This is a genomic window from Patescibacteria group bacterium, assembly GCA_041662965.1.
GTDB lineage: Bacteria > Patescibacteriota > Patescibacteriia > Patescibacteriales > GWC2-42-12 > JACPHD01.
The window spans coordinates 1-13555 of the sequence record JBAZRI010000001.1 but is presented as its reverse complement, the minus strand read 5'-3'; the positions used below and the strand labels follow the sequence as shown (position 1 = coordinate 13555).

The following is a 13555-nucleotide window of genomic DNA, read 5'->3' as shown; positions in this document are numbered from 1 at the left end:
GTGCCGATGCCGACGTTAGTGCCATTATCATAAACCAGGCTGTTGTTAAAAGTATTGGTTGTGCCGTTCCATTTGGGAAGATAATTATTGGTAAGCGATATAATCGTGCTGGAAGCGATTTTGTTGTTGAAAGTAGCCCAGTCGGTTGAAGACAGATAGCCGTTTTGAGCCGCGCCGGATTGCAGGATGGAAGCCGTGCCGCCGGAAAATTGTAAAGGCGAAGTCCAGGAAGAAACCGAACGGGAGTAAGCCGTGTCCCAGGTGGTAGAAGCATAATCGGTTAAAGCGCGGTAGCCCGAAGCCCAGGTTAAAGCCAAAGTTCCGGCAGAGGTAATCGGGTTGCCGGAAATGGCTAACCCTGTCGGCACGCTCATATCAACCGAAGAAACCGAACCGCCCGAACCGCCTAAGCCTAAAGTGGAAGTGGCTACCCATTTAGTGGCCGAACCCGTGGTTTGTAAAATCATGCCGTCGGTTCCGGCCGAAGACAGCGAGTCATAATAGGCTCCGGTTAAAACCAGGTCGCCGGTAATAGAAAGTTTTTTCCATGGAGAGGTTGTGCCGATACCTAAATTTCCTAAAGTGGATAAGCGCATTACTTCGGTTGAACTGGCGAAAAAAGAAGCAATCGGGCCGGTGGTCGCGTCCAGGCCTGACTGAATAACGGTTAAAGCCGCTAGAGTTGAAGAGGCCGTGGCCTGGGTCGTGCCCGTATAGCCGGCGTCTAAAATAATGTTGCCGGAATTAAATGTCCTTAAGGTAAGGTCCGAAGAATTAAATTGCTCGCCGGCTTCTATGTAAAAAGGCGAAGTGGATTTAATGTAAGAAGCGGACGCGTTATCAAACATTAAATCATGCGCGATAACCACGTCGCCCGCGGCTTCAAACGAAGCCGGAGTTAGGAATGATGTTTGCGAATCGGTAATCGTGATTAAATCATTCGTGCCTAACGCCGAACCGGCGGAAATTTTAAAAGTTGAACTGGCGCTAGCGTTATAATCCGTGCCCATGGTAAACCAGGTGGTATTAGTGTCGCCGAAGCTGATCGCCGAATCCCCGGCTTCCGTATAGACGGACAGTTTCTGGTTGGGCGTGGTTGTGCCTAGACCTAAATAGCCGGTCGGACTAAGATACATAGTGCTAGTCGCCTGCCAGTTCGCTCCGGTCTGCCAGGTTAAAGTTTGTCCAGCCGAGCCGGCGGGCAAAGTATCAACTCCGGCGGTAAATAAAGTTGAGGTGGAAATCCATTTGGTGGCCGAACCCGTGGATTGGAGGATCTGCAGATTAGAGCCGGCCGAAGACAGAGAATCATAATAGGCTCCGGTTAAAACCAAGTCGCCGGTAACCGAGAGTTTTTTCCAAGGAGTAGAGGTGCCGATGCCGACGTTGCCGGAGACGATTAAGCCGTTTGTCGGCGAATTATAAAGAGCATAATCACTGCCGATTGCCGCGCCGCCGCTTACTTGCAATTTAGCGCCAAGATTTCTGGACGTGCTTGAGCCTACTGCGAAATTTCCTGAACTTATGTCAAAAGCAGCCGCAACAAAAGTAGCCATGCCCGTGTAAGAGTTAAATTCAAATTGAGAAAGCGTAAGATCTTTATTTAATCTAAGCTCCATGCCTTGGGATTGCGTAGGATTCAAATTGCCATCTTTAATGAAAATAGACGGTTTGCCGCTGTTATAAGGGCCGATTATTCTAAGTGTCGGAGCGCTAACGGAATTTTCCAGCGTTAATTGAGAGCTTGGGGCGGATGTGCCGATGCCGACATTGCCGTTGCCGTCTATGGTTAAGCGGTCAGACGTGCCCAGAGCGGAACTTGAAGCAATTTTAAACTTGCCGGCATCCGAATAATCCATGCCCATAGTCCATTTATAAGTATTTCCGGAAGCGGAAGAAAATTCTATGGCCGAATCCGCGGCGTTATTGAAAATGGTTAATTTTTGGTTTGGCGAAGTCGTGCCGATGCCGACGTTAGTGCCATTATCGTAAACCAGGCTGTTGTTAAAGGTATTGGTTGTGCCGTTCCATTTGGGAAGATAGTTATTGGTAAGTGATATAATTGTGCTGGAGCCCATCTTATTATTGAACGTTGACCAGTCGGTTGAAGACAGGTAGCCGTTTTGGGCCGCGCCGGATTGTAATATAGAAGCCGTGCCGCCGGAGAATTGCAAAGGCGAAGTCCAGGAAGAAACCGAGCGGGAGTAAGCCGTGTCCCAGGTGGTTGAAGCATAATCGGTTAGGGCGCGGTAGCCTGAAGCCCAAGTCAGAGCCAGCGTGCCGGAAGTGGTAATCGGATTGCCGGATATTGAAAGTCCGGTCGGGACGCTCATGTCAACCGAAGTTACCGAACCGTTGCCTGTGCCAAAACCTAGAGTGGAAGTCGCTACCCATTCAGTGGCCGAGCCCGTGGTTTGTAAAACCATGCCGTTAGTGCCGGCCGAAGACAGCGAATCATAATAGGCTCCGGTTAAAACCAGATCGCCGGTAACCGAGAGTTTTTTCCAAGGGGAGGTCGTGCCGATGCCGATATTACCGGTTGATAGAGTCGTACCCGTGCCGTCCAGACCCGTGCCGAAAAGCAGGTTGCCGATGTTCAAACCGCCGGTCATAGTAGTGGAAGTTGCGCTTATATCATGGCCGATAATAATATTATTTGATCCGGTGGTTACCCCTCCAGCATTTTTCCCAATAAATATATTATTAAAACCAGATGTTATATCAGACCCAGCGCCGTAGCCAAGCGCGGTGTTATTATCACCTGTTATTGGATTATTTGAACCAAGCGCGTAAGTACCAATAGCAGTATTACCATCGCCATTTGCCATATCAAGATTATTTAAAGATAAATAACCTAATGCTGTATTAGCGTGACCGGCAAAAGGTAAATCTTGCACCAGTAAAATTCTCTCATAATTATCGTCTTCAGGCCTTGCAGAAAAAATTTCAATAGTACTATCGCCAGCTGGTCTTAATCTTAATTTGCCTTCTACCATAACATTACCTGCAAAAGTTGAGGTTGCGTTTGCTGAAGTCGCGTTAAAATTTTGAGCAACAACAGTGCCGGCGACCGAAAGTTTAGCATAAGGCGAACTTGTCCCGATGCCGATATTCGCCGAATTGGCATTATAAATATCATTGCCGTTCGCAAACCAATAATTAGTTGAGGTGGCGGTGGAAGTTAAAGTATTGCCGTTCCAGGATAAAGTACTGCCGCTGACTCCGATTCTCGTTGACGGGGTGGTATAGAAAGTGTTCCATTCGGTAGTGGAGGCGGACAGAGGAATCAGATAGCTGCCGTTCACCCCGATAACTCCGGTGGCCGATGAATAGGTCAAGTTGTTAGTGGCGGATAAACTGGTGGAAGCGATTTTGTTATTGAACGTGTTCCAGTCGGTTGAAGACAGATAGCCGTTTTGGGCCGTGCCGGATTGCAGGATAGAAGCCGTGCCGCCGGAGAATTGCAGAGGCGAAGTCCAGGAAGAAACCGATCTTGAATAAGCCGTGTCCCAAGTGGTAGAGGCATAATCGGTTAAAGCGCGGTAGCCTGAAGCCCAAGTTAAAGCCAGCGTTCCGCTCGTGGTAATCGGGTTGCCGGAGATGGAAAGTCCTGCCGGGACGGACATATCAACCGAAGTAACCGAACCGTTGCCCGTACCAAAACCTAGAGTGCTAGTGGCTACCCATTCAGTGCCTGAACCCGTGGTTTGTAAAACCATGCCGTCGGTGCCGGCTGAAGACAGCGAATCATAATAGGCTCCGGTTAAAACCATATCGCCGGTAACGGAAAGTTTTTTCCATGGGGAAGAAGTGCCGATGCCGACATTGCCGGCCGCGTTAATATAAAATAGCGAAGCGCCGGTTGACGAGGCGATGTTTAATAAATCATTAGCTCCGGCCGTGCCTTGGATGGATAATCTAGTTAAAGGCGAAGTCGTGCCGATGCCGATGCGGGTAGAGGTGGCGATAACGCCGCCCGAGTAGCCGGCCGCCTCGCCGTAAATCGTTAGCATATCAATACCGCCCAAGCGAGCGCTATATCTTTCAACGGTTCCGGTGGCTACCGAGCCGGTAATCGTCATGTCAATCCAAGTCACGGTTCCGCCGTCGGTCGGCAATTCCATAGGCCCGAGATATGCCACTCCGCCGACTTCCAATTCACCGGAAACGAATAAGCTGTTATTCGGCTGGGTGATCATGGTTGAGGAAGCTGAACCGATATGGAGCAGTGTTTGCGGAGTTGTCGTGCCGATGCCGACGAAACCGTTCGCCAGCATGGTTAAGCTTGAAGTCGCCTGCCAGTTCGCTCCGGTCTGCCAGGTTAAAGTTTGTCCGGCCGTTCCGGTTGGCATTGTATCAACTCCGGCGGTAAATAAAGTGGAAGTGGAAATCCATTTGGTAGCCGAACCCGTGGATTGCAGGATTTGCAGATTAGAGCCGGCCGAAGACAGAGAGTCATAATAGGCGCCGGTTAAAACCAAATCGCCGGTAACGGAAAGTTTTTTCCAAGGAGTAGAGGTGCCGATGCCGATAGAACCGGAATTGCCGGAATAAATATTATTGCCGCTCGCGTACCAATAGTTGGTGGAAGTGGCGGTTGAAGTTAAAGTATTGTTGTTCCAGGATAAAGTAGAGCCGCTGACTCCGATGCGGTTAGATGGGGTGGTATAGAAAGTATTCCATTCGGTAGTGGAAGCAACGCGAGGAATATTGTAATCCCCATGCACGCCGATGACGCCGGTAGCTGAACTATAGGTTAAATTGTTGGCTGCGGACAGCGAGGTGGAAGCGATTTTGTTGTTGAACGTGTTCCAGTCGGTTGAAGACAGGTAGCCGTTTTGAGCCGCGCCGGATTGTAATATAGAAGCCGTGCCGCCGGAGAATTGCAAAGGCGAAGTCCAGGAAGAAACCGAGCGGGAGTAAGCCGTGTCCCAGGTGGTTGAAGCATAATCGGTTAAAGCGCGGTAACCGGCGCCCCAGGTTAGAGCTAATGTGCCGGAAGTGGTAATCGGGTTGCCGGAAATGGCTAAACCGGTCGGTACGGACATATTAACCGAAGTTACCGAGCCCATGCCGGTGAACAGCGTGGAAGTTGCTTTCCAATAGGCGTTAGTGCCGTCGGAGATTAATATCTGGCCGTTAGTACTGGCGGCCGGAGAAATAGTGGTTAGGCCGATAGTGGTAGAACCCGTGTCGGTGATTTTAAATTTAGTGGTAGAAGAAGTATTAATCAGTTCAAATAGATTGCCCGATCCCCAGACGGACAGTTTGGAATATGGGGTGGTGGTACCGATGCCGATTCTGCCATTAGCTCTGATAGTCATGACTTCATTGGTTCCGGAGAAGAAAGAAGCAATAGGGCCGATGTAGCTAGAGGTGGAAGAAGCTACCACGGTTAAGACTGAACGGGTAGTAGAAGCATAGATACTAACTTCTCCGCTAGAATTTAAACCACCCGTAATATTGGCGCCGTTATAAACATTCAAACCTCGAGCATAAATATCTTCAGAAATATTTAAACTATTGGCAAAAATCGAACCGGTCGTGAGCTGCGGCGTATCAATTCCGCCAATATCATAAATCTGAAAATCCTCGTTGCCGGTGGTGGCGTTTAATGTACCTACATAAGCATACTTGCCGGACACAAAGATAGAATTTACCGCGCTGGTACCCAGATCAATGCCGCCAACATGAACTGGGTTTGACGGATTGGAGATGTCATAGATCAAAAAATCCTCGTTGCCGGTGGTGGCGTCTAAGGTGCCGATATAAGCATACTTGCCTGATATAATTATTTGATTATAATCATAATCATTTAAATTTATGCCGCCGACGCGACTCGGATATACCGGATTTGAAATATCATATATTTGAACATCTTCGCTATTGGTCGTGGCATTGCTTGTGCCAACATAAGCGTACTTGCCGGACACGGTGACTGAGTCTCCCCAAGTGTCCTCGGTTGAGCTACCAACCAGCACCGGACTGGCGGGGTTGGAAACATCATATATCGAGAAAAAATTAATATTCCATCCCGTAACATATGCATAATTGCCGGAAACCGCGACAGAATTAATTACGTAATTACCCCAATCTACCCCGCCTACGCGAACCGGATTGGCCGGATTTGAAATATCGTAGATTTGAAGTTCCTCGGCATTATAAAAAGCTAAATTTGTGGCGACATAAGCGTATTTTCCTGATATAGCTATGGAATTAACGCCATCATAGTTGCCTAAATTCACGCCGCCTACGCGAACCGGATTAGACGGATTAGAAATATCATAAATCTGAAAATCTTCATTAGTAGTACCGGAGGTTTCAGCGCCGACATAAGCATACTTGCCTGAAATAGTTACGGACATAACGCCAAAATCACCTAAATTCACGCCGCCTACGCGAACCGGGCTGGCCGGATTAGAAATATCATAAATCTGAAAATCTTCATTATTTACGGTTGCATTAGTTGTGCCAATGTAGGCATACTTGCCTGACACAAAGACAGATTTTACCTCGTTGGCACCCAGGTCAATGCCGCTTTTCCGCAGTGGATTTCCAAAATTATCTACTAAGAGAGACCCTCCGGTAAGGTGGAGTTTTTCGCTTGGTGAGGAAGTCCCTATCCCGATATTCGCCGAATTAGCATTGTAAATATTATTGCCGCTCGCATACCAATAGTTGGTAGAAGTTGCGGTGGAAGTTAAAGTATTGCCGTTCCATGATAAAGTACTGCCGCTAACGCCGATGCGGTTGGACGGGGTGGTATAGAAAGTGTTCCATTCGGTAGTGGAGGCGGACAGGGGTATGGCATAGCTGCCGTTGACGCCGATAACGCCGGTGGCTGAACTATAGGTCAGATTGTTGGCGGCGGACAGCGAGGTGGAAGCGATTTTGTTGTTGAACGTTGACCAGTCGGTGGAAGACAGATAGCCGTTGGTTGAGCCGTTGGCCTGGGCGATGGTGAAAGCGCCGGTGGCCGAGTTGTAGGACAGGGGCAGAGAGGCGGACAGAGAAGAAGAGGAAATCTTTGAGTTGAAAGTTGACCAGTCGGCGGAAGTTAAATAGCCTTTGGCCGCGGCCGAGGCGGCTTGGCCTGAAGCATAGTCAAGGGAAATTAAACCCGAGCCATTATCGTTAAAATCCGCGGCTGTGAAACTGGCCGCGCCTTTGGTTGAGCCGTCGGCTGCCGCGTTGGCAATAGAGATCTGGCCGTTGGCGCTGGAATAGCTGATGGGCGACACGCCGGACAGGGATGATGAGGCGATATAGTGAATGTCATTGGTCCATTGGGAAACATTGGCCGAGGCAAAAGCGCCGGTGGTCAGGTTCAGAGTGGTGGTGGACAGGTTTAGGGTGTTCTGATTCCAGGCCAAATTTAGGCCGGCGGCAATTCTCGTTGATGGCGTGGTATAGAAAGTGTTCCATTCGGTGGAAGAGGCGGACAGGGGTATGGCATAGCTGCCGTTAACCCCGATGACGCCGGTGGCCGAGCTATAGGTTAAATTGTTTTGAGCGGATAAACTGGTAGAAGCGATTTTGTTGTTGAAAGTGGCCCAGTCGGTTGAGGAGAGGTAGCCGTTGGTTGAGCCGTTGGCCTGGGCGATGGTGAAAGCACCGGTGGAAGAGTTGTAGGACAGAGGCAGAGAGGCGGATAGAGAAGAAGAAGAAATCTTTGAGTTGAACGTCGTCCAGTCTGAACTAGACAAGTAGCCGTTGGTTGAGCCGGAAGATTGAGTGATGGAAATTTGATTGCCGGCGCGCTGAAGCGGAGCCGTGAAACTAAGCGTGCTATCAAGGCCAAGCGTGGAAGTCGCTTGCCAATAAGCATTAGTGCCGTCGGAGATTAAAATTTGGCCTAAAGTACTGGCGTTAGGAGAAATGGTAGTTAGGCCGATGGTAGTAGAACCCGTGTCGGAAATTTTAAATACTGTGGAAGAAGAAGTATTAATCAGTTCAAATAGATTTCCGCTTCCCCAAACGGAAAGTTTGGCATAAGGCGAACTCGTACCGATGCCGACGTTGCCTGAAGCTATAATCCTCATTTTTTCAATGGAATCGGTTTTAAAGGTAATATATTTATCTACTCCGCCAAACAAGATGGCTTCATTAGAACCAAAAGAACTATCTAAAAATTGGTTTGAGACAATGGCAGGAGAATCTACTTGGGCAGCATAAAGTGCACCAGCAACATTTAATTTGTATGATCCCGGATTCGCCGTCCCGATGCCTACATTCCCGAACTCATTTACATATAATAAGGAAGCTCCAGTTGATGAAGCGATATTTAATACCGGCTGGCCGGCGGTTCCTTGAATGGATAATCTGGCCAGAGGCGAAGTTGTCCCAATCCCGACATTTCCCGTATTGCCGGAATAAATATTATTCCCATTCGCATACCAATAATTAGTGGAAGTGGCGGTTGAAGTTAAAGTGTTGCCGTTCCAAGATAAAGTACTGCCGCTGACTCCGATTCTGTTAGACGGGGTAGTATAGAAAGTGTTCCATTCGGTGGTGGAGGCGGACAGAGGAATCAGATAGCTGCCGTTAACCCCGATGACGCCGGTGGCCGAACTATAGGTTAAATTGTTTTGCGCTGACAGAGAGGTGGAAGCGATTTTGTTGTTGAAAGTTGTCCAGTCGGTGGAAGAGAGATAGCCGTTAACCGCCACCGTGGCTTTTTGCCCGTTGATGTAGTCCAGGGAAATTAAACCCGTGGAGGCGTCAAAATCAGCGGCGGTGAAAGCGGCCGCGCCTTTGGTTGAGCCGTCGGCGGCCGCGTCGGCAACGGAGATTTGTCCGTTGGTTGAATTGTAGCTGATGGGCGACACGCCGGACAGGGATGATGAGGCGATATAGTGAATGTCATTGATCCATTGGGAAACATTGGCCGAGGCAAAAGCGCCGGTGGTCAGATTCAGAGTGGTGGTGGAGAGATTTAGAGTATTCTGGTTCCAGGCCAGGTTTAGGCCGGCGGTAATTCTCGTTGACGGCGTGGTATAGAAAGTGTTCCATTCGGTAGTGGAGGCGGACAGAGGTATGGCATAGCTGCCGTTCACCCCGATGACTCCGGTAGCCGAGCTGTAGGTTAAATTGTTTTGCGCCGACAAACTGGTGGAAGCGATTTTGTTGTTAAACGTAGTCCAGTCGGTGGAAGATAAATAGCCGTTGGTTGAGCCGGAAGATTGAGAAATAGAAATGGTTCCGTTGGAATAATTAATCGGCGCCGTGCCGGAGAAATAGCCGTTGTTAACATAGTCGGCGCCTAAAATAGCCGTCTGGATGGATCCGGTGCCAGCGCCTTTCAGTATGCCGGTCAGAGTGGTGGAACCGGTGCCGCCGTATTGAACGCCGATAACCGAACCGTTCCAAATGCCTTGAGTTATCGTGCCGGCGGTATTGACTAGGAATTGAGAACCGGTGGTAGCGCCGACTGAAAGGAGTTGGCTGGGCGAAGTCGTGCCGATGCCGACGGAGCCGTTATTTAAAATAGTCATTGCCGCGGTAAGGCCGCCGTTCCCGACCAAAGCCTGGATGGCCGGGCTGGTTAGCGTGCCGTTTCCGGTTGTGCCTTGCAGTCTTAGAATGTCGGTAATAGCTGTTCCGCCAATCAAAGTTTGTCCGTTGAGGCGGCCGGCGAGAAGCGCGTATTGCAGATGATCATCGTCCGCCAGGCCGGTTAAAAGCCCATGGTCGGAGCCGGCTACGCCGCCGACGAGTTGTTGATTAAAAGTAGATTTTAAAACATGCAACTCATTAATATATCCGCCGGTCCCCGAGTATTGCACCACCGCGTAGCCCAATTGCGCGAATTCCAGCGAGCTTAATTCATTGGAAGCGAAAGTTACGGTTCCGGCGCTAATGGCCGCTTGCGCGTCCGCTAACGATGTATAGGAAGTTTCCCCCATGGTCGCGTAATAGGGCGGATCGGCGCTTTCAATATCGTCTTTTGAAACATATAAAACATAAACCGCGTAAGCATTGACCGCGTCCAGCGCCGTCACCGTTCCCGGTCCGCTGTTATAGGCGATCGGCAATTCGGATTGTTGAGCGTATCTGGCCCACTTGCCGCTCGCTACGCGATTATAAATATTAAAAATGGCCGGATTCACTTCCGAAATAGTCGTGGACAATCCGTGATCGTCTAAAGTATCCGCCCCGACGATTTTAATCCGCCTATCATCGGCGCTGGCGCCGGTTCCGGCCGCGACGCGCGTTATAATAGCTCCAGTGCCACGGATAGTTGTGCCGGCGTTGTTATGCAAATAGCTGGAAACGGCCGTGCCGAAAGAATAGGGGTGATCTTCTTTAACTACGTCATAAATTGTCCCGTCATATAAAACTTCAAAAAGGATAATTTTATTGGCCGGGAAAGAAGTTGAAGCTTTTAAAAGCCCATCCGTATCAATATAAATCCAAGAGGTTGAGCTGGCCGTGAGGACTCCGGTTTGCAGTCCGGCCGTCCAGATAATCTTTTTTCCTTTAATAAACCCTGCGCCGGCGCGATCAACTTGAAACTTGCCGTCAACAATGGTGTAGGTGGTCCCGTCCGCGCCCGAAGTCCAAGCGTCAAAACCGGACTGCGACATTTTGTAAAGGCTCTCATCCAATTCTTGAAGAGAGGTTTTGACCGAATTTGAAGAAATTATTGAACCTGAAAGTCCGGTGATTGTTAAATCCGGAACCGTAACATTCCCTGCCGCGCTGATTGCCAGAGTTGAAGTCGCCTGCCAATTCTGGCCAGTCTGCCAGGTTAAAGTTTGTCCGGCAGTTCCGGCGGGCATTGTATCAACGCCGGAGGTAAATAAAGTTGAAGTGGAAACACTTAAAGTATTAGTAGACCATGTCAAACCGGCGCCGGCCGTAATGCGGTTGGACGGGGTGGTATAGAAAGTATTCCATTCGGTAGTGGAGGCGTTGGACGGAATGTTGTAAGAGCCGTTGACGCCGATAACGCCGGTGGCTGATGAGTAGGTTAAATTGTTGGCGGCCGACAGCGAGGTAGAAGCGATTTTGTTGTTGAACGTTGTCCAGTCGGTTGAGGAGAGGTAGCCGTTGGTGGAGCCGTTGGCCTGGGCGATGGTGAAAGCGCCGGTGGAAGAGTTGTAGGACAAGGGCAGAGAGGCGGTGAGCGAGGAAGAAGAAATCTTTGAGTTGAACGCTGTCCAGTCGGCGGAGGAGAGATAGCCGTTAGTTGAACCGGAAGATTGAGTGATGGAAATTTGTCCGTTGGCGCTGGAATAGCTGATCGGAGACACGCCGGACAGGGATGATGAAGCGATATAGTGAATGTCATTGATCCATTGGGAAACATTGGCCGAGGCAAAAGCGCCGGTGGTTAGATTCAAAGTGGTGGTGGAGAGATTTAGGGTGTTAGCGTTCCAGGCTAGATTTAGGCCGGCGGCGATTCTCGTTGATGGCGTGGTATAGAAAGTGTTCCATTCAGTGGTGGAGGCGTTGGACGGAATATTGTATGAGCCGTTCACCCCGATAACGCCGGTGGCTGAACTATAGGTTAAATTGTTTTGCGCTGACAGCGAAGTGGAAGCGATTTTGTTGTTAAACGTAGTCCAGTCGGTGGAAGATAAATAGCCGTTGGTTGAGCCGTTGGCCTGGGCGATGGTGAAAGCGCCGGTGGAAGAGTTGTAGGACAGAGGCAAAGAGGCGGTGAGCGAGGAAGAAGAAATCTTTGAGTTGAACGCTGTCCAGTCGGCCGAGGTTAAATAGCCTTTGGCCGCGGCCGAGGCGGCTTGGCCTGAAGCATAGTCTAGGGAAATCAGACCCGAGCCATTGTCGTTAAAATCCGCGGCCGTGAAACTGGCCGCGCCCTTGGTTGAACCGTCGGCTACCGCGTTGGCAATGGAGATCTGGCCGTTGGCGCTTGAATAGCTGATAGGTGAAACACCGGACAGATAGGTGCTGTTGATATAGTCGGCGCCTAGAATAGCCGTCTGAATAGAGCCTTGGCCATTGCCTTTGAGTATTCCTGTCAGAGTGGTGGAACCCGTGCCCCCGTACATCACGCCGATAGAAGTGGTGGCTTGCCAGACGCCGTTAGCCACGCTGACCGGGCCGTTCCAGCCTGATGAGTCTTGGCCGGTTCCGCCTTGGTCAGGACCTAGAGTGCCGACCAGTCCGGTGGTGCTGATGCCTAATGACGAAGTAGCGATCCATCCGGGAACATTACTGCCGGTAACCCAAAGCACTTGGCCAGCGGAACCAACAGGCAATCTGTCCCAATCATTGCTGGAATTGTAATACACCATATCGCCGGTAACCGGTACGGCGGCTTGATTCGTATCAGAATGAGAAGCGGATAATAAATTATGATTGCTTGGCGCTACGGTTGAACTCCAGGTTGGCTTGCCGCTAACCATAACTAGAGCGTAGCCTTCGGTGCCGGTGGCAATTTCACCAATCTCACTGGAAGAACTGGCAAATAATAATGAGTTTACTGACCAGCTTGTCCGGCCCGTGCCGCCGCGGTTAACATCCAGCGTGCCGATTGTATTAACTAAAGCAATATTTAGCGAAGAAGTCGCGGTTAAAGTGTAGCCGCCAGCCGCGTTGCCGAGTAGCAGCTGGCCGTAGCTTGGCAGTAAAGTCAGCCCGGTTCCTCCGTACATCACGCCGATAGAAGTGGTGGCTTGCCAAACTCCGTTGGCCACGCTGACCGGGCCGTTCCAGCCTGATGAATCTTGGCCCGTGCCACCTTGGTCGGCGCCTAGAGTGCCGACCAGTCCGGTGGTGCTGATGCCGAGCGAGGAAGTGGCCGTATCCTGCCAGTTGGTGCCATCCCAAACCAGCAGATGGCCGTAGGCCAAAGTGGAAGTGGAGACATCGCCGATCTGGCCGAGCTGGACCAGGGATGAGTTTAGCGTGTTGCCGTCCCAGGACAGAAGACTGCCGGCCGCGATGCGGTTAGATGGAGTATTGTAAAAAGTGTTCCAGTTAGTGGAAGAAGCGGTCAGGGATATGGCATAATCCCCGTTCACCCCGATGACGCCGGTGGCTGATGAGTAGGTTAAATTGTTTTGCGCTGACAGCGAAGTGGAAGCGATTTTGTTGTTGAACGTTGTCCAGTCGGTGGACGAGAGATAGCCGTTGGTTGAGCCGGAAGATTGAGTAATAGAGATAGTTCCGTTGGAATAATTAATCGGTGAGGTGCCGGAGAAATAGCCGTTGTTAACATAGTCGGCGCCTAAAATAGCGGTTTGGATAGAGCCTTGGCCATTGCCTTTGAGTATGCCTGTCAGAGTGGTGGAGCCCGTGCCCCCGTACATCACGCCGATAGAAGTGGTGGCTTGCCAGACGCCGTTAGCCACACTGACCGGGCCGTTCCAGCCTGATGAGTCTTGGCCGGTTCCGCCTTGGTCAGGGCCTAAAGTGCCAACCAGTCCGGTGGTGCTAATGCCTAATGAGGAAGTGGCCGTATCCTGCCAGGCTGAACCGTCCCAAACCAGCAGATGGCCGTAGGCCAAAGTGGAAGTGGAAACATCGCCGATCTGGCCGAGCTGGACCAGAGACGAGTTTAGCGTGTTGCCGTTCCAGGACAGAA

1 protein-coding gene is annotated in these 13555 nt (G+C 50.4%); it reads right to left on the bottom strand.

Going from position 1 to position 13555, the window contains the following annotated elements:
• Positions 1–13555: hypothetical protein (locus WC639_00005; protein ID MFA6306183.1), on the bottom strand; the 13555-nt coding region annotated here is incomplete at both ends.